Genomic DNA, 17,824 nt, shown 5'->3' on the forward strand with positions numbered 1-17,824 from the left:
TGATGGGACCCTTCACAGCTTTTGGGGGGTCAGCGCCGCCGGCGTGCGGCGCGGCCCAGCCCGCGCCGCACGCCGCCCGCGTCACCTCGATCGGATCGGCCTTCCGCACAGCCGGAGACGGCGGCGACAAAAGCGGCGGCACCTGCATACCGGACCGCCCACCGCCGCACGTCAACTCCCCTCGGGTGAACAACTGGCGGACACTTTCACGGGTTCGTCCGCACCTGACAAGAGGGGTGTGCCGTTATGCCCGGTTTTCCGTCCGAAGGGCGGGCGGTTCAGGTCCGTTCGGGGGTGCCGAACGGCTGCGTGTCCGGCTGGAAGACCTGGCCGTCCGCGGGCACCTTCAGCTCGATCAGGTAAGCCGTGGCCGCCTCGTCCACGCCCTTCGCGTCGCCGAGGATGCAGTGGCCGAACGCGTCCACCGAAAGCAGCCGCGAATTGCCCAGCTCGGCGGCCATCCGCCGGCCGAACCGGTACTGGGTGGCCGGGTCGTAGAAATTGCTCACGACCAGCACCGGGTTGGCGGTGTGCGCCTGCCACGGCCCGCGATACGGGTCGGAGGTCTTCGCCGACGGCCAGGTCGAGCAGGCCGCGATGTCGGTGAACACCTGCCCACGCCCGAAGGTCGGCGATTGCCGCTCCGCTTTGGCCGCGATCCCCGGCACCTGGTTCGGCCCGATGCCCATCGGCTTGTCCGCGCAGTTCACGCCGTAGTAGGAGTCGTCGGCGGTGTACGGGCTGTCCGGGTGCGTGTCCGCGTGGGTGTTCTGGGCGCGTAGTGCGGCGATGAGGGGTTTCACGTCCGGATTGCGCTGCTTCTGGCTCTGCACGGTCGGGTGCAGCACGTCGTAGGCCTGCTGCAGAACCTGGGCCAAGCTGGGGAATCGGTCCGGCGAGTACAGCGCGCCCGAAGTCGTGTCGGTCAGCGCGCCGAGGTCGAACCGCGCACCGCCGGGCAGGGTGATCGGCTCGCCGCGCAGGTGGTCACGCAGTTCGTCGAACTTCGCCCGCGGGTCGCCCGAGCCGAACGCGCACGCCTTGCCCGCCTGGGCGCAACGCTTCAGGAAACCGTCCAGGGCGATTTCGAAACCCTGCGCCCGCGCGATGTCGTAAGTCACGCCGTCGTTCGTACGCAGGTCCGGGTCGACGTTGCCGTCGATGACGATGGCCCGGGTCTGCTGCGGGAACATCGCGGCGTAGGTGGCCCCGATCAGCGTGCCGTAGGAGAAGCCGGCAAAGCTCAGCTGCTTGTCCCCCACCGCGGCGCGCAGCGTGTCGAGATCGCGCACGACGTCCCGGGTGGACATGTGGTCGAGCAGCGTGCCCGCGTTGCGGCGGCAGAACTCGCCGTAGTCCCGGAAGGACGCCATGGCAGCGGAGATCTCCGCACGGGAGATCGGGACCGGGATCTGCCCGAGTTTCACGTCGTGGGCGTCCTCGGCGGTGGTAAAGCAGCGCAACGGGTTGCTGGCGCCGACTCCGCGCGGGTCGAACCCGATCAGGTCGAAGCGGTCCAGCACCTGCGGCTGGAAGTACTTGGCACCGCGTTTGGGCATGCCCAGGCCGGACCCGCCGGGACCGCCCGGGTTGAGGAACAGCGACCCGATCCGCCGGCCCGGCACCTTCGCGGCCCGCTTCATGAGCGCGAGGTCGATCGTGCCCAGAGAGGCGTCGTCGTGGTCGATCGGCACCCGGTACCGCGCGCAGCTGTACTGCTGCACCTGATCGGCAGGTACCCCGGCGACTTCGGCCTTGGTGCACGCGTCCCAGTTCACCGCGGCGGTACTGCCGGTTGCGGCCGCCCGCACCCCGCTGCCCGGTGCCGCCGCCGCGGTCCCGGTGACCGTGGCCGCTGTCACCGCCAGCGCCGCGACCAGCGTCCCGATCCGCGCAGTTCTGCGTACCCGCACATCTACCTCCTCGCCGCGCGTCGTGAACCGGACACGACGCGTCACCGGATCGAGGCTCGCACAAAGCGGCCAATCCGGGCACCGGTCGAAAGGAGGGATCCCACCCGCGCGGCCCCGTCAGCGCGCGGGGCACGCGGTCACTGCCGGGTCAGCACGAAGATCGGCAGCACCCGGCCCGCCGCCGAACGTTCCATCGCGTAGCCGGGCCAGAATTCGAGCAGCTCGGCCCACATCCGGTCGTACTCCTCGCCGTCGAGTTCGCGGGCCTTCACCGCCACCTCCCGGCCGCGCAGGGCGACCGTCGCGTCCGGCGTGGCGCGGAGGTTATAGGTCCACGCCGGATGCCGCGGGCGGCCCCAGTTCGAGCCGGTCAGCACGAAGTCGCGGCCCTGCGGGAAGTACAGCAGGTTCGTGCTGCGGGGCAGGCCGCTGCGGCGGCCGGTGGTGGTCAGCCGCAGGGACGGCAGACCGGCGAGCCCGACCAGGCTCACCCGTCCGCCGGACCACCGGTCCAGCCGCCGATCGGTCGCGATGATCACGCGCGCGGCGGCCATCACCCGAGGCTGCGTGCCGAGCCTGCGGGCGAGGGACGCCAGGGGGTTACGCATGCAGCGATCTTGCCAAACTCACCCCGAATCGCCGCTGTGCGTCGGTCCAGCGGCGGACCACCGCGAATCCAGCGGCCGCCAGCTCCGCGGCGATCCCGTCCGGCCGGAACTTCGCCGAGACCTCCGTGCGGATGTGCTCGCCCGCGGCGAACTCGACGACCAGCCCGGCACCCGGGATCCGCACGGTGATGTCCCGCTGCGCGCGCAGCCGCATCTCGATCCACTCCTGCCCGGCATCCCAGTGCGCGACGTGGTCGAACGCGTCCGGATCGAAGTCCGCGCCCAGCTGCGCGTTGATCACGCGCAGCACGTTGCGGTTGAACGCCGCGGTCACCCCGGCCGCGTCGTCGTAGGCGCGCTCCAGCGTTTCGGGGTCCTTCACCAGGTCCGTGCCGAGCAGCAGCCACTCCCCTTCGGCCAGCACCTCCCGCACCGAGTGCAGGAACGCGGCGCGCTCGGCCGGCAGGAAGTTGCCGATCGTGCCACCGAGGAAGGCCACGACCCGGGGCGCGCTGCCGGGCAGCAGCCGCAGGTGCCGGGTGAAGTCGCCGACCACACCACGCACGTCCAGCCCCGGATAGTCCGCCGAGATCGCCGCGGTCGCCTCGGCGAGCGCGGATTCCGACACGTCCATCGGCACGAACGCCTCCAGCGTGCCGTGCGCGGTCAGCGCGCCCAGCAGCAGCCGGGTCTTCTCACTCGATCCGGAACCCAGCTCGACGAGCGTGCGTGCCCCGGTCAGGACGGCGATCTCCGCCGCCCGCGCGGCGAGCACCTCACGTTCGCTGCGGGTCGGGTAGTACTCCGGCAGCGCGGTGATCTTCTCGAACAACGCGCTGCCCTCGGCGTCGTAGAACCACTTGGGCGGCAACCACTTCTGCTCGGCGGTGAGGCCGGCCCGCACGTCCGCGCGCAACTCGGCGGCCACGTCCGTGCGATGGGTCTGCAGGTCCGCTTCGGTCATCGGAGGGGACTCCGTTCCAGTGACGGGAATTCGAGGGGAAGAATGTCGACGCCGTCCGCGGTGACCCGCACGGCGTGCTGGTCCGGCACGGCCTGCCAGGCCGGGTCCGGATCGACGGGCTCGGAGGCCAGCAGCACCCCGGCCCCGGTGCGCCGCCAGGACAGGGCATGCGACCACGCGGTGCCGACGAGCGTTTCACCGTCGGTGAGCAGGAAGTTCAGCCGCGAGCCCGGTGCGGCCGCGACCACCTCCCCGACGAGCGCTCGCACCGCGACCAGAGGCTCCTCGCCCGCACGCAGCCGCGCCCGCAGCAAGGCCCACAGCAGGGCCGAATCGGTGGGCGCCTCCAGCGTGAGCAATTCGGTCACGTCCAGCCGGCCGGCGAGCCCGGCCATCGACTTCGGCCAGCCGCGTACCACGCCGTTGTGGCTGAACAACCAGCGGTCCGCGGCGAACGGCGCGGCCGCCGCCTCGGTCACCGGCATCCCGGTGGTGCCGTTGCGCACCGCGGCGACGAACGCCGTGCTCCGCACCGAAGCGGCCAGCGCCGGCGCCGCATCGTCGGTCCACAATGGCTCACGGCGCCGGTAGCGCAGCGGCGGGGCGCCGGGCTCCGGGTACCAGCCGAAGCCGAAGCCGTCGGCGTTCACCGTCCCGCCACCGCGCATGTCGCCCGGCGCGTACGACTGCACCAGCAACGAATGCGGGGCGGTGAACACCGGCTCGGCAGGCGAGCCGGGCTCGCCCAGATACGCGAGGTGACGGCACATACCGGCTAGGCCACCTCGCCCGGGCGAGGATCGCGGGCGCAGCGGAACCCGGCGAAGATCTGCCGCCGGATCGGGTAGTCCCAGTTGCGGAACGTGCCGCGCACGGCTGCCGCGTCGGTGCCGAACGAGCCACCGCGCAGCACCTTGTACTCGGGGCCGAAGAACACCTCCGAATACTCCCGGTACGGGAACGCGGCAAACCCCGGATAACCGTGGAAATCGGTGCTCGTCCACTCCCAGACGTCGCCGATCAGCTGCCGCACGCCCAGCGGGGACTGCCCCGCCGGATACGCTCCCGCCTCGGCCGGGCGCAGATGCCGCTGGCCGAGATTGGCGTGCGCCTCGGCCGGTTCCTCGTCGCCCCACGGGAATCGCCGGGAACGGCCGCTCACCGGATCGAACCGCGCGGCCTTCTCCCATTCCGCCTCGGTGGGCAGCCGCTTGCCCGCCCAATTCGCGTACGCCTCGGCCTCGTAATACGACACGTGCACCACCGGCTCCCGCAGCGGGATCGGCTCGCGCACCCCGAACCGGGTGCGCCACCAGCCGTCCGGCTCGCGATGCCAGAACCGCGGCGCAGTGATGTCGTGTCCCTGCCGGTAGGCCCACCCTGCCGCACTCCAGAACCGCTGCTCGGCATACCCGCCGCCGTCCAGGAACTCCAGGTACGCCCCGCAGGTGACCGGCGTGGTGTCCAGCACGAACGCGGGCACGTCGACCTCGTGCGCCGGGCGTTCGTTGTCCAGCGCCCAAGGCTCCGCACTGGTGCCCATGGTGAACCGGCCGCCGGGGACCAGCACCTCGGCGGGCCTCCGCCCGGACGGCGCGCGGGGCGGCTCCGGCGCATGCAGCACCGGCTCCCCCTGGCGCAGCTGGTGGGTGGCCAGCATCGTCTCGTCGTGCTGCTGCTCGTGCTGGGTGATCATGCCGAAGGCGAACGCGCTCTCGGTGAGCCTTCGCCCGCTCATCGGCGCCTTTTCCAGCACGTCCAACGCCTTTTCCCGAACCTCGCGCAGGTACGCGCGGGCCTCGGCCGGGCCGAGCAGCGGCAGGGCGGGACGATCGGCCCGCGGGTGCTGGAAGGCGTCGTAGAGGTCGTCGATGTCCGGTCGCAGCGGCTCCCGGCCGCCGACGTCGCGGACCAGCCACTGCTCTTCCTGGCTGCCGATGTGCGCGAGGTCCCAGACCAGCGGCGACATCAGCTTCGAGTGCTGGCGGATCAGATCCTCGTCGTCCACCGCGTCGGTCAGCGCGACACTGCGGGCGCGGGCGCGGGTCAATGCCCCGGCCACGTGTGCCCGCAGATCCTGCGAGCTCAGTTCGAGCAACGGGCCCGATTCCGGAGTTTCACTCATCGCTCGTCCTTCCTCGATCGGTCCGGCCGGGCACACGGCCCGGCGATGTTCCCGGCGACGGGGCCGGGCAGGCAGTCCGCGAGCGCGACGCCGCGCGCGAACTCAATTCCGCGGTCTCACTCATCACCCGTCCCTCCCCGACCGGTCCAGCCGGGCACGCAGCCCGTCGACGATCCCCGCGACCGTCTCGGCGGGCAGCCCGGTGGACGGCAGCGCGGCGCCGCCCAGCTCCACCAGATCCCTTGCCACCGCGGCCATTCCGGGCGCGGCGAGGCCGCGTCGGGCGGCCTGCTCCCACTGTCCGGCCACCGGGGCGCACCGGCGCCGCACTTGTTCCACTGTGGACGGATCGGCGAGCAGCGCGGTGACCAGCGCGACCGGCGGCAGCCACCGCCCGGGCGGTTGCGCGTCCAGGTACCGCAGCTCCAGGTAGCCCTGCGGCCGGACCGGGGTGAACATCGTGCCGAGGTGGTAGTCCAGATCGGCGGCGGTGGGCCGGCGCAGCATCCCGGCCGCGCCCCGGCCCTCGATCCACTCGGCGAAGGTCAGCCCCTCCGGCGCGTCCCACGGCCGGTAATCCCGCGGCAGCACCATGATCGGGGTGTCCATCAGCCGCCGCGCCCACGCCCGCGCCGGGTCCGGGCCGGGCTCGGCCGCGCGGGTGCGCACCGGTTCGGTCTCCAGCACGGCGAGCCAGCGCGCGGAGGCGTGCCCGGTGTCGCGGCCGTGGTGGATCCGGGAGTTGGCGAACAGGGCCAGCAGCGGCGGGCCCATCTCGTGCGCGGCCGCCCAGCGCTCGGCGAACCGGTCGGGCTCCCCGGCGTCCACGCAGATCTGCAGCCCGGCGGTACTGCACATCATGGTGATCCCGCCCCGCCCGAGCGGGGCGAACCGCCGTTCCATCGCGGCGTAACGGGGGGTGTGCAACCGGCGCCGCGGCGGGCGGTGCGCATCGATGCCCGAGGCGCCGAGTTCCAGCCCGGCGCGGGCGAGCAGTGCGGTGAGGGCCGCGAGATCGGTGTCCACGGCCGCCTGCAGGGCGGGCAGGGAACTCTGCGGAAGAGTGGAGATCTCCACCTGGCAGCCGGGTTCGAGACTCACCGGCGATCCGGCCGGGAGCGGGGCCGCGGGGCTTTCGGAGCGCAAGGACCGCGGGGTGTGCGGGCCGAGCGCGGAGGCGAGCAGGTCCAGGTCGAGGGGGCGAGCCGGGTCCCCGGTGTGGTGCACCGTGAACTCCAGTTCCACCCCCAGCAGTCTCGGCGGCCCGTGCTTGAAGCACACCGAGGCGACGTAGCGTTCCCCGGCCGCCCGGTCCGACAACGCCGGCACCGACGCACTCCCGGACCGGTCCGGAAAATCGTGCACCGTAGTCATGTATCGCCGTCCAGCTCAGGAGACCGCGGGCTGCGGCCTCATCGGTTCCGGACGCTACACGCGGGGTCCGACAAAATCAGGGCTCGTGACCGGGACGGCCGAGCGGCGAGCGGTACCCGACCGGGACTTCCCGGCATATTCCTCGCACTGTGCCGCCGGTCGGGCGCCGCCCGTTCAGGGCAGCTCGGGTTCGCTGCCCAGGCCCAGTTCCGCCGCCGAGGTCTGCACCGCGGCGACCACCAGCTGCAGGGCCGGGCGCCGGATCTCGGTGCGGCGGTAGGCGATCGACACCGTGCGCAGCAGCGGGGTGGTCAGCGCGACCACGTCGATCCCGGGCGGGCGCAGCAGCCGCAGCCCGAGGTCCGACACAAGGGTGACGCCGAGCCCGGCGCCGACCAGCACCATCGCGGTGGACTGCTCCTCCACCTCGTGGTTGATCTTCGGCTGGAACCCGTGCCGCTGGCAGGCGATCCGGATCGCCCGGCCGAAATGCGACCGCGGGCTGGCCATGATCCACGGATACTCGGCGAGCGCGTCGAGCGACACGGTGGCCGAGGGCACCGCGCCCGCGGGCACCGCCGCGTGCAGCCGTTCGACCGCGACCACAGCGCGTTCCAGCCCGGTGTCCCAGCGCATCGGCGCGTCCGAATAGTCGATCACGAACGACAGGTCGAGCGTGCCGTCGCGCACCGCCTCCGCCGTCGCCTCCGGAGCCAATTCCCTGGTGCGCACCTGGATTCCCGGATGTTCGGCGGCCAGCGAGGTGAGCGCGCCCGGCAGCAGCCCCGACGCGACCGACGCCCACACTCCGGCGGTCAGCCGGGCGGACATGGTGCCCTGCGCCTCTTCGAGCGCCAGCGTCGCGCGCTCGACCGAACCCAGGATCTCCTCGGCGTGGTCGGTCAGCAGGAAACCCAGCTCGGTCAGCTGCACCCCGCGACCGAGCCGTTCGAACAGCTTCACCCCGACGTCCCGTTCGAGCAGCGCAAGCTGTTGCGACACAGCGGAAACCGTGTAGTGCAACGACGCAGCCGCGGCCGTGACGGTCCCCCGCCGCCGTAGCTCACGCAGCATCCGCAACCGGTGCAACGAAAGCTCCATGTACGAACCCTAAACAACGTCGTGCAGCTTCGTTAACTGGACGCGCCCGGGCCCGTGCAGCCACCCTCGAAAGTGACGGCGGCGCATTCGCGCCACCCCGGACTCCTGGAGGTGAAGGGCCAGATGAACACCGAACCGCTGATGAGGCTCACGTGGACCGATCCTGTCACCGGCGCCCACGGCTACCTGGTCGTGCACAGCCTGGTGTCCGGGATGGCGACCGGCGGTACGCGGATGCGCGCCGGCTGCACCGTCGACGAGGTCGCCGACCTCGCGCGCGGCATGGCGAACAAGGCCGCCACCTTCAATCTCCCGGTCGGGGGCGCCAAGGGTGGGCTCGACTTCGACCCGAAGGACCCGCGGGCGTTCGGTGTGCTGACGCGGTTCTGCGAATTCCTGCGCCCCTGGCTGGACGCGAGCTGGGTAACCGCGGAGGACCTCGGCGTGCCCCAGCACCTGATCGACGAGGTCTTCGCGAAGCTGGGGCTCGAACAGTCCTATCACGCGGCGATTCACCGGTCGGCGGATCCGGCGCGCACCCTGCGTCGCGTCCAGGCCGGGCTCAACGCACCGGTGCCGGGCGGCCAGCTGCTCGGCGACGTGATCGGCGGTTACGGCGTCGCGCAGGCGTGCGTCGGCGCGGCCAACGCGTGGGGCTGGGACGTGCCGGAGACCACGGTGGCGATCCAGGGCATCGGCACCATGGGTGGCGGCGCTGCCTGGTATCTGCACGAAGCCGGAATGAAGGTGGTCGCGGTCGCCGACGCCGCCGGTACCCTCTACGACCCTGAGGGCCTCGACGTGCCCGCGCTGCTCGACCTGCGCGACCGCTTTGGCGAAATCGACCGTACGCAGCTTCCTGACGGCGTACGCACTCTCCCGCGCGACGCAGTGATCGGCATCAACGCCGACCTCTTGGTACCCGCTGCGATCTCGTACGCACTCCGGGTGGACAACGAAAACCTCGTGAAGGCCAAGGCAGTCGTAGAAGCGGCCAACGCTGCGACGACACCGGAGGCAGAGGCCGCGCTCTCCGCCCGAGGCGTCGCGGTGATTCCGGACTTCGTCGCGAACGCGGGCGCCGCGGCGTGGGCCTGGTGGCTGCTGCTCGGCGAAGTCGGCGCCGACCCGGCCGACTCGTTCCTGCGGCTGCGCACCGAAATGCAGGCGAAGGTGGCCTTGTTGCTGGCCGAATGGAACCTGGACCGCATCCCGCCACGCGTCACCGGGCTGCGGCTGGCCGAGAACACCCGCACCACCCGCGCCGAAGAGGCGCTGGCGCCCGGAGGCGCGCCCGCGCTCACTATCCCCTGAGCGCGAACCGGTCGGTGGCGCCGATCAGCACGTCCTCCATCGCCGGAACGGACGTGGTGTGCCCGGCGCCGCCGACCAGTACCAGCTCCGCGTCCGGCAGCGCCCGCTCCAGCAACCACGGCGTACCGCTCAGGCTGCTGAGATCCAGCAACCCCTGCGCGAGCATGGCCGGGATTCCCGCGAGCTTCGCGGCATCACGCAGGATCGCGCCGTCTTCCAGGAAGCATCCGTGGGAAAAATAGTGCGTGACGAGCCGGGCGAAGCAGAGCCGCGCCCGCGGATCGTCGAAGAGGCCCGGAACCGGCACGCCCGGCACCATGGCGTCTTCCCAGGCGCACCAGCGCCGCGCGGCTTCTTCGTGCACCGTGGGGTCCGGGTCGAGCAACAGCCGGTAGTACGCCGACACCACATCGTCTTCGCTGTCCGGGACGCCGGCGCGGAATTGCGCGTACGCCTCCGGGAACATGCCGCCGAGATCACGCGTCAGCAGTTCCATCTCCGCTCGCCGATCAGTGGCCAGGCCCGCCAGCACCAGCTCGCTGACCCGATCCGGATGTCGCACGACGTAGCTCAGCCCGAGCACCGAACCCCAGGAACCGCCGAACACCAGCCACTTCTCCACCTCCAGCGTGGTGCGCAGCAGCTCCATGTCCTGCATCAGATGCCCGGCCGTGTTCGCGGTCAGCGCTTCGGCGGTGTCCCCGGCATGCGGGGTGCTCCGGCCGCAGCCGCGCTGGTCGAACAGCACGACCCGGTAGCGCGCGGGGTCGAAGAACCGGCGCATCCCGGCGCGGCACCCGGTGCCCGGCCCGCCGTGCACCACGACCGCCGGCTTGCCCGCCGGATTCCCGCAGACCTCCCAGTACACCCGGTGGCCATCCCCGGCGTCGAGCAGGCCGTGGTCGTACGGTTCGATCTCCGGATAGCGCATCAGGCGAGGCTATCGGCGAGTTCCCGCAGCGCACCACACAATTCGGCCGGGCCGGCCGGGCCGATCCGGATCACCGCTTCGGCGCCCGTGCCGACGGTGTAGCTCAGGTAGCGGCCCCAGTCGGTGTCCGCGTAGTGCAACGGTTCTTCGAGCCTGCTGTAGCGGCCGACCTCGTCACGACGGCCCGCGTACAGCTCGCCGCTGCCGTGCACCGGGCGCCGCACCAGGTTCACCACGTCGGCGAGCACCGGATCCAGCGGATAGGCGTCCGCGCCGCGGTGCGCCGCGCCGGTGAGGTCCCCGACGAGGACACTGCGCGGCTGCCCGCCGCCGGGACCGACCTGCGGCAGCTGGGCGACGAGCGTCTCCAGCACCGCGTTCCGGTCGATCTCCTGGACGCCGACCTGCTCCCCGTCCGACACCGCGAGCACCGCCTGCATCCCGCTCGACGCGGCGAGCACGCCGTAGGTCCGGTCGCCGGTGGCCACCCAGCCGTAGTACTCGACCACCGGCCGCACCAGCAGCGGAAGCCAGTCGAGGAAGGCGGCGGTGACGCGGCCGCGGCGGTCCACCAGCCCGGCCACCGCGAGCGCGTCGTCGACCCGCTTGGCCGCCTCGTCGCGTTCGGTCTCCGAGAGCCACCGCGGATCCGGCCGCAGGGTCACGTGCAGGCTGCCGACCTGTTCCCGCTCGGCCAGGGCGGCCAGGGCTTCGACCGGGACGTCCACCCGGTCCGCCGATCCGGTCACCGCTACTCCTCGCCGAGCACCGGCGGGCTGACCCGCCGGTCGGTGCCGAAGGCCGCGTCCGGATCGTCCTCCACCAGGTACTCCGGGCGGTACCGGTACTGCTCGTCCACCCGGCGGGCCCCCGGCGCACCGGCCACCGCACCGGCCCCGCCCGCCTGCCGGGCCGACGGTTCGGCAGGCATCGGCGCCCAGGCCGCGGGCGCCGCCGCACCGCGGTCGGCCGACGCGGCCTGTGTGGTCGTGGTGTCCGAACCCGCCCGGTGCACGGCCGCGCCGTCCCGGCCGACCAGCCCGTACTGCCGGGGCAGCACGGACTTCGTGTTCATGGTCACGCCGTGATACTGCTCCATGACCCGGACGTTGGTCTCGTTGGCCGCGTGGTGCCCCTCGATCCCGGCCTGGAAGGACTGCGGCACCACCGAGGCGGGGCTCACCCCGGCCAGCTCGGCGACCTGCTGCAGCCCGGCGGTCCACGGCTGTGGCTGCGCCGGCCGCGGCGGCACCTCCACCACCTGGTGCCCGGACCGCTCGAAACTGCTGGCCTGGGTGTCGGCCGAGGCCGTGGTCATGTCCAGCGGATCGGCCGACTCGCGGAACGCGGCCTCCAGCGGACCGGCACCGGCGTGTGCCGCGGCTCCGCTCGTGCCGGTCCAGGACCGCGCCATCCGCTCCTGCAGGTCCTTGATCGCGCGGGCCCGCTCGAGGTAGGCCTCCGACAGCGCCCGCACCCTGTCCGCGACCGACCGCAGGCCGGAGGTGTCCCCGCCGCGGAAGTTGTCGAAGATCTGCTTGCCGTCCACCTGGTTCCCTTTCCTGCCCGGTCCGGACCGCCGCGCCTCAGCGCAGCCGGCCGAGATCGGCGTTCGCCCGGTCCGCCTCGACGGTGCGGTCGCGGGCCGTGCGCAGCCTGCCGAGGTAGTCCTGCACGTACCGGCGCATCGACTCGTTCTGCTCGCGCAGCGTCCGCAACGAGTCCGCGCCGGCCGCGGCGTACTCCACGCTCGCCGGATCGGTGCCCGGCGCGCGGAACACCGCCAGGATCTCCTCGATCTCGCGGCCGTCCGCCACGACCTGCGCGAGCTGGTCCTCCCAGAGCCGGATCACCGCGGTGAGCCCGGCCGCGTCCATCGCGAACCCGCTGCCCGCAGGGTCCGCACCACCAGTGGCCAAGGCCGTATCCCTTCCCCAGGTTCACGCACCGTGATGAAACATCAGCGTAGTCAAGTGTCACGGCTGTGTCAGCCGAACACAGCGCATTCACAGAAGTGATGTGCAGCGTTCCGGATCCGCCGGGCACGCATAGTGACAGTACGTACGTACGGATTGCAGGGACCCCGGTGCGGATGTCAGGATTCGAGGATGCCACGGGTCAGCCAGGATCACCTCGACACACGCCGGCGCCAGATCCTCGACGGCTCGCGCGCGTGCTTCGGCCGTCACGGCTACGAGGGTGCCACCGTACGCCGCCTGGAGGAGGCCACCGGGCTTTCCCGCGGCGCGATCTTCCACCATTTCCGGGACAAGGAATCACTGTTCCTCGCCCTGGCCGAGGACGACGCGGTGCGGATGGCGGACGTAGTGGCCGAGCAGGGCATCGTGCAGGTCATGCGCGATCTGCTGGCCGGGGACAGCGAGCATCCCGCCGACTGGCTGGGCACCCGGCTGGAGGTGTCGCGGCGGCTGCGCACCGACCCCGAGTTCCGCGCCCGCTGGGCGGAGCGCTCGCAGCAGCTGACCATCGCCACCCGGGAACGCCTCGAACGCCAGCACGAGGCCGGGAACCTGCGCGACGACGTGGACGTGGACGTGCTGACCGCGTTCCTCGAACTGGTGCTGGAAGGCCTGGTCTCGCACCTGGCGATGGGCCTGCCCGGCGACGATCTCGGCCCCGTGCTCGACCTCGTCGAGGAGACCGTACGACGGCACCGGCCCGGCGCCCCCGGCTCAAGGCTGTGAAGGGAACCTTCACGGACGCTAGGGCCAGGGCGTCGGCAAAGTCGGTGTGGAGGGCCCTGCGCAGCTGCGGAGGGCTGTGAAGGGACCCTTCACGGACTCTGAGTCCGTCAGGGGCACCCTCACGGACCCGAAACCGGTCGGGCAGCCACGGCTCTCTCTGCTGATCACGGGTCCGCGACCAACTTTGCCGGAACCCTGGACTCTGCGGCTGTGAAGGGACCCTTCACGGACGCTAGGGCTGTGAAGGGACCCTTCACAGCCCCAGTCCGGTGGCGCCCGCGCTGAGCACGGGCGCGGGCGCGTTCACCAGCCAGTGCGAACTCCCCCCGCCGGGCGGGCCGAACCGTGTGTTCTGCGGTGCGCGCAGACCGGCACCCGGTACGATTGTCGGCATCGTCGCACTACACACCGTTTTCCCGAGGAGTGACTGCATTCGTGCGCGCCGCGCCATCGCCCGGTGACAGTACCGGGCCGGGTGTCAGACCCGGCTTCCCGTCCGCCGTCCGCCGCTCTCCGGCGGGTGCGACATGATCCACGTTCTGCTCTCCGTACTCGGAGTGCTGCTCTTCCTGCTCCTGACCATCGGCACCGGGCTCGCGGTGGCCGCGGAGTTCTCCCTCACCGCGCTGGAGCGCAGCACGGTCGACGCGGACGTCCGCCAGGTCGGCGACCGCCGCTCGCTGAGCGTGCAGAAGGCCCACCACACCCTCAGTTTCCAGCTCTCCGGCGCCCAGGTCGCCATCACCGTGACCACGCTGATCACCGGGTCGCTGGCCGAACCTCTGATCGGCGACCTGGTGCACCCGCTCTTCGCCGGGGCCGGGCTGTCGGCCGGGGTGGCCGCCGGGGTGTCCGTGGCGGTCGCGCTGGTGCTGGCGACCTTCCTGTCCATGGTGCTGGGCGAGATGGTGCCCAAGAACCTCGCGATCGCACGGCCGCTGCCGACCGCGCGCGCGGTCACCGGCTACCACGCGCGGTTCTCCGCGTTGTTCCGCTGGCTGATCACGCTGATGAACAACAGCGCCAACTTCGTGGTGCGCAAGTTCGGCGTGGAGCCACAGGAGGAGCTGCGGTCCGCGCGGTCCCCGCAGGAGCTGGGCTCGATCGTGCGGTCCAGCGCGGAGAGCGGGAAGCTGGACACCTCCACCGCCGAACTGCTGGACCGTTCGCTGCGCTTCGGCGGCCGCACCGCGGAAGAACTCATGACGCCCCGGGTCCAGGTCGAGTCGCTCACCGTGGACGACACCGTGGACGATCTGCTGGCCGTCTCCCGCCGCACCGGGTTCTCCCGTTTTCCGGTCTATACCGAGGATCTCGACGACGTCCAGGGCGCGGTGCACGTCAAGCAGGCGTTCGCGATCCCGGCCGCGGAACGCTCGGTCACCCGGATCCGCTCGGCCATGCGGCCGGTGCCGACCGTGCCCGAGTCGCTCTCCGGCGACGCGCTGCTCAACCGCCTGCGGGATTCGCGGTACCAGCTGGCCATCGTGGTCGACGAGTACGGTGGCACGGCCGGGCTGGTCACCCTGGAGGACGTGGTCGAGGAGATCATCGGCGACGTCCGTGACGAGCACGACGACGGGGAGGCCCCGGCCGCCCAGCAGGTCGGCGCGGACCACTGGCTGGTGTCCGGGCAGCTGCGCGCGGACGAGGTCAGCGAGGTCACCGGGTTCCGGATGCCCGAGGGCGACTACGAGACCATCGCCGGGCTGATCCTGGAGCGGCTCGGCCGCATCCCGGACGAGGGCGACACGGCCGAGGTCGGCGGCTGGCGGCTGACCGTCGCGTCGATGGACCGGCACCGCATCGCCGAGGTGCAGGTGCGGCCCGTGGAACCGGCCGGGGTGAGCGCATGAACGACTGGCTGAATCTCGCACTGGTCGTGGTGCTGCTGCTGACGAACGCGTTCTTCGTGGGGGCCGAGTTCACCCTGATCTCCTCCCGCCGCGACCGGCTGGAGGCGTTGCTGGAGCAGGGCAAGACACGCGCGCGGATCGTGATCAACGCGAGCCGCGACGTGTCCCGGATGCTGGCCGGGGCACAGCTGGGCATCACCATCTGTTCGCTGCTGCTCGGCCGGCTCGGCGAACCCGCGGTGGCGCACCGGCTGTCCGGGTTCTTCGATCTGCTCGGCCTGCCCGAGCAGCTGCTGCACCCGATCTCGTTCGCGCTCGCGCTGGCCTTCATCACCATGCTGCACGTGCTGGTCGGCGAAATGGTGCCGAAGAACCTGGCGATCGCCGAACCGGAACGGCTGGCGCTGTGGCTGGTGCCGCTGCACGTGGCCTGGGTGAAACTGGCGAACCCGGTCATCGCGTTTCTCAACTTCGTCGCGAACTCCTTGCTGCGCGCGGTGAAGGTGGAGCCGAAGGACGAGCTGGAGACCGCCTACACCTCCGCCGAGCTGGCCGAGCTGCTGAGCGAATCCCGCCGGGAGGGGCTGCTGGAGCAGTCCGAGCACCAGCGGCTCGCCCAGACGCTGTCCTCGGCCGCGAAGACGGTCGCGGACGTGCTGGTGCCGACGGCGGAGCTGACCACGCTCACGTGCCGGCCGACGCTGGGCGAGGTGGAGCGCGCGGTGTCCACGACCGGGTTCTCGCGGTTCCCGGTGTGCACCGACGACGGTTCGCTCACCGGGTACATCCACGTGAAGGACATCCTCGATCTGGTCGGCCAGAGCGCGGACACGGCGGTGCCGGCGGACAAGACCCGCCCACTCACCGAGCTGCGTTCCGACGCCCGGCTCGATGTGGCGCTTTCCGCGATGCGCAAGGACGGCACCCACCTCGCGCGGGCTCTCGACGAGTCCGGCCGCGCGGTCGGCGTGGTCGCGCTCGAAGACCTCGTCGAGGAGTACGTGGGGACTGTTCGCGACGGGACGCACGTCGCGGCATGAACACCTCAGTACTCGCCGAGCCCGAGTGGCAGGCACGCGAACAGGCACACGCGCAGCGCATGCGCGAGTGGACGGTCCCGCACCAGGAACGCCGTGCCCGCGGCGAGAAACACCCGGTGCTGGACTTCCTGTTCACCTACTACTCGTACCGGCCGGCGCATCTCGAACGCTGGCAGCCGGGTCCGGGCGTGACACTGGCCGGCCCGGCCGCCCGGCGGTTCCTGGAGCGGCCGGGCTTCGCCGAAACCGCCGAAGGCGTCACGCTGGACCCGTCCGCGTGCACCGGCCGTCGCGCGCGAACCGCGGAGTTCGTGCTGCGCCTGCTGTCGGCGACGGCCACGCGGGCGCCCCGGCTGAGCTGTTTCGGCCTGCACGAATGGGCCATGGTGTACCGCGAGCCCGCGGAGTCGGTGCGGCACGCGCAGGTACCGCTGCGGCTCGGTTCCGCGGGCACCGACGCGGTGGTCGAAGCGATGGACATCCGGTGCGGGCATTTCGACGCGTTCCGCTTCTTCACCGATCCGGCACGGCCGCGCAACACCCTCGCGCCGACCCGGGAGAATCAGGCCGATCTCGAACAGCCGGGCTGCCTGCACGCGAACATGGATCTGTTCAAATGGGCCTACAAACTGGATCCCTTCGTGCCGGCCGAACTGGTCGGAGACTGTTTCGCACTGGCCGCGGACATCCGTGACCTGGACATGCGCGCGAGCCCGTACGACCTCGCCGCCTACGGCTACTCGCCGGTCCGGGTGGAGACCGCCGAGGGACGCGTGGCCTATGCCCGCGCGCAAGCAGCCTTCGCCCGGCGGGCGGAACCGCTGCGTGCGCGACTGATCGGGATCTGCCGGATCCTGCTCGGCGATCGGGTGGCCGCACGCGAGTAAATGGACCCACCCTCAGTGACGTTGTTTCCCGCTGATGACTCACCTGTTAGAGTGATAACAATGGTGTTTCATTACTGCTGGTAATGTTTACCTCACGAAAGGATAACGATGGGGCGACACAGCCTGGCCGAGGAGCCGGTGCCGCACCCTCTCGATCCGCCTTCGCGGCCGGCCGCCGGCCGCAGCGAGACGACCGGATCGCACCGGGTCGTCGGGAAACAGGGCCCCCGCCGCAGGATCGCGAAATGGCCCATCGCGGTCGCTGGTCTGGCCGTGCTCGGGACACTCGGCATCCTCGGCTGGAACTGGGCCGACGGCGAGCTCACCAACCGGGCCGAAGCGCAGGCCGCCAGCTGTTCCGGCGGGCGCACGGACATCCGGATCACGGTCACCCCGCAGGTCGCCGCGCCGGTGCAGGCCGCGGCCACCCGGTGGAACCAGGACCTGACCGTCGTGCACGGCAGCTGCGTGCACGTGGAGGTGCAGTCGCGGCCCGCACCCGAGGTGTACAACGCACTCACCGGGGCCGCGGGCGCCGCCGCCATCGGCGGGATCCCGGACGGCTGGATCTCCGAATCGCCGTACTGGATCACCAAGCTCGCCCAGGACAAACCGGACGCGATCGGCTCCCCCGCGCTGTCCATCGGCGCCGGCCCGGCCGGGGGCGGCTACCAGTTCGTCGCACTGGCCGGTCCGGCCATCGACGAGACCCAGCAGCGCGCCACGCAGAGCTTCCGCGGGTTCCTGAAGGAGCCCGCGCAGCTGGCCGACCTCGCCGCGGCGACGGCGAAGCAGCCCTGAGCCGGTCCCGGGTCCGGGCCGGTCCGCGTCGTTCTCCGCGCCGAGCCGACTGCCGTGAAGGCCACCTTCACGGACTCAGAGTCCAGGGTTCCGGCAAAGTCGGTGTAGAGGTCCGTGAAGGGACCCTTCACGGACTCTGAGTCTGTGAAGGGTCCCTTCACAGACCCGAAACCGGTCCGGCGCACGCCACGAGGTGGTCTCACAC

General features: G+C 71.5%; 17 protein-coding genes and 1 pseudogene. 6 read left to right on the top strand and 12 right to left on the bottom strand.

Annotated features, from left to right (window positions below):
- Positions 1-278 precede the first annotated feature (278 nt).
- The 7 genes and pseudogenes from D5S19_RS30280 to D5S19_RS30310 all read right to left on the bottom strand — a co-directional run bounded on the left by D5S19_RS30280 (position 279) and on the right by D5S19_RS30310 (position 8,085).
- The gene (locus tag D5S19_RS30280; protein ID WP_233574259.1) at positions 279-1,958 is read right to left on the bottom strand and encodes an alpha/beta hydrolase; all 1,680 of its coding nucleotides are present in this window, start codon (positions 1,956-1,958) and stop codon (positions 279-281) included.
- A gap of 92 nt (positions 1,959-2,050) precedes the next feature.
- On the bottom strand, positions 2,051-2,521 hold the full coding sequence (locus D5S19_RS30285; RefSeq protein WP_120026766.1) for a nitroreductase family deazaflavin-dependent oxidoreductase: 471 nt from the start codon (positions 2,519-2,521) through the stop codon (positions 2,051-2,053).
- The gene (gene egtD / locus D5S19_RS30290) at positions 2,514-3,485 is read right to left on the bottom strand and encodes an L-histidine N(alpha)-methyltransferase (RefSeq protein ID WP_120026767.1); all 972 of its coding nucleotides are present in this window, start codon (positions 3,483-3,485) and stop codon (positions 2,514-2,516) included. The genes D5S19_RS30285 and egtD overlap by 8 nt, the downstream gene beginning before the upstream one ends.
- Positions 3,482-4,255, bottom strand: a complete 774-nt coding sequence (gene egtC / locus D5S19_RS30295) for an ergothioneine biosynthesis protein EgtC (protein WP_120026768.1) — start codon at positions 4,253-4,255, stop codon at positions 3,482-3,484. The genes egtD and egtC overlap by 4 nt, the downstream gene beginning before the upstream one ends.
- Before the next feature lie 5 nt (positions 4,256-4,260).
- Positions 4,261-5,610 (bottom strand): ergothioneine biosynthesis protein EgtB, encoded by a 1,350-nt coding sequence (gene egtB, locus D5S19_RS30300; RefSeq protein ID WP_120026769.1) that lies wholly within the window; start codon positions 5,608-5,610, stop codon positions 4,261-4,263.
- Positions 5,611-6,018: 408 nt separating this feature from the next.
- Positions 6,019-6,984: pseudogene (locus D5S19_RS30305) on the bottom strand (glutamate-cysteine ligase family protein); the annotation flags it as partial.
- A 174-nt stretch (positions 6,985-7,158) separates the two neighbouring features.
- Positions 7,159-8,085 carry a LysR family transcriptional regulator gene (locus D5S19_RS30310; RefSeq protein WP_120026771.1) on the bottom strand — a complete coding sequence of 309 codons (927 nt, stop codon included), beginning with the start codon at positions 8,083-8,085 and terminating at the stop codon, positions 7,159-7,161.
- A 123-nt stretch (positions 8,086-8,208) separates the two neighbouring features.
- Between D5S19_RS30310 and D5S19_RS30315 the strand changes: the two genes are divergently transcribed.
- Positions 8,209-9,399: a Glu/Leu/Phe/Val dehydrogenase dimerization domain-containing protein gene (locus tag D5S19_RS30315; RefSeq protein ID WP_120026781.1), complete on the top strand. Its 1,191-nt coding sequence runs from the start codon at positions 8,209-8,211 to the stop codon at positions 9,397-9,399.
- Here the strand turns inward: D5S19_RS30315 and pip are convergent.
- Genes pip through D5S19_RS30335 form a run of 4 tightly spaced genes read right to left on the bottom strand, consistent with a single transcriptional unit; the run spans position 9,389 to position 12,249 of the window.
- A complete protein-coding gene (gene pip, locus D5S19_RS30320) occupies positions 9,389-10,330 on the bottom strand; it encodes a prolyl aminopeptidase (RefSeq protein ID WP_120026772.1) in 942 nt (313 codons plus the stop codon). The genes D5S19_RS30315 and pip overlap by 11 nt on opposite strands.
- Positions 10,330-11,058 (bottom strand): ESX secretion-associated protein EspG, encoded by a 729-nt coding sequence (locus D5S19_RS30325; protein WP_199730787.1) that lies wholly within the window; start codon positions 11,056-11,058, stop codon positions 10,330-10,332. Before D5S19_RS30325 ends, pip begins: the two co-directional genes overlap by 1 nt.
- Positions 11,059-11,081: 23 nt before the next feature.
- Positions 11,082-11,879: a hypothetical protein gene (locus D5S19_RS30330; RefSeq protein WP_120026774.1), complete on the bottom strand. Its 798-nt coding sequence runs from the start codon at positions 11,877-11,879 to the stop codon at positions 11,082-11,084.
- 37 nt (positions 11,880-11,916) lie between these two features.
- Positions 11,917-12,249 (bottom strand): hypothetical protein, encoded by a 333-nt coding sequence (locus D5S19_RS30335; RefSeq protein ID WP_120026775.1) that lies wholly within the window; start codon positions 12,247-12,249, stop codon positions 11,917-11,919.
- Between the two features lie 189 nt (positions 12,250-12,438).
- On the opposite strand from D5S19_RS30335, the gene D5S19_RS30340 reads away from it, so the two are divergent.
- Positions 12,439-13,035, top strand: a complete 597-nt coding sequence (locus D5S19_RS30340) for a TetR/AcrR family transcriptional regulator (protein WP_120026776.1) — start codon at positions 12,439-12,441, stop codon at positions 13,033-13,035.
- 253 nt (positions 13,036-13,288) lie between these two features.
- Here the strand turns inward: D5S19_RS30340 and D5S19_RS32220 are convergent, their stop codons facing one another.
- Complete coding sequence (locus tag D5S19_RS32220) at positions 13,289-13,429, bottom strand: hypothetical protein (RefSeq protein ID WP_158605677.1); 141 nt, start codon at positions 13,427-13,429, stop codon at positions 13,289-13,291.
- A gap of 133 nt (positions 13,430-13,562) precedes the next feature.
- Between D5S19_RS32220 and D5S19_RS30345 the strand changes: the two genes are divergently transcribed.
- The 4 genes from D5S19_RS30345 to D5S19_RS30360 all read left to right on the top strand — a co-directional run bounded on the left by D5S19_RS30345 (position 13,563) and on the right by D5S19_RS30360 (position 17,619).
- The gene (locus D5S19_RS30345) at positions 13,563-14,891 is read left to right on the top strand and encodes a hemolysin family protein (protein ID WP_120026777.1); all 1,329 of its coding nucleotides are present in this window, start codon (positions 13,563-13,565) and stop codon (positions 14,889-14,891) included.
- A complete protein-coding gene (locus tag D5S19_RS30350; RefSeq protein WP_120026778.1) occupies positions 14,888-15,931 on the top strand; it encodes a hemolysin family protein in 1,044 nt (347 codons plus the stop codon). Before D5S19_RS30345 ends, D5S19_RS30350 begins: the two co-directional genes overlap by 4 nt.
- Positions 15,928-16,818, top strand: a complete 891-nt coding sequence (locus D5S19_RS30355) for a 3-methyladenine DNA glycosylase (RefSeq protein ID WP_120026779.1) — start codon at positions 15,928-15,930, stop codon at positions 16,816-16,818. The genes D5S19_RS30350 and D5S19_RS30355 overlap by 4 nt, the downstream gene beginning before the upstream one ends.
- A 108-nt stretch (positions 16,819-16,926) precedes the next feature.
- Complete coding sequence (locus tag D5S19_RS30360; protein ID WP_199730786.1) at positions 16,927-17,619, top strand: substrate-binding domain-containing protein; 693 nt, start codon at positions 16,927-16,929, stop codon at positions 17,617-17,619.
- The last annotated feature ends 205 nt before the right edge of the window (positions 17,620-17,824 follow it).

Source organism: Amycolatopsis panacis (assembly GCF_003600245.1).
GTDB lineage: Bacteria > Actinomycetota > Actinomycetes > Mycobacteriales > Pseudonocardiaceae > Amycolatopsis > Amycolatopsis sulphurea.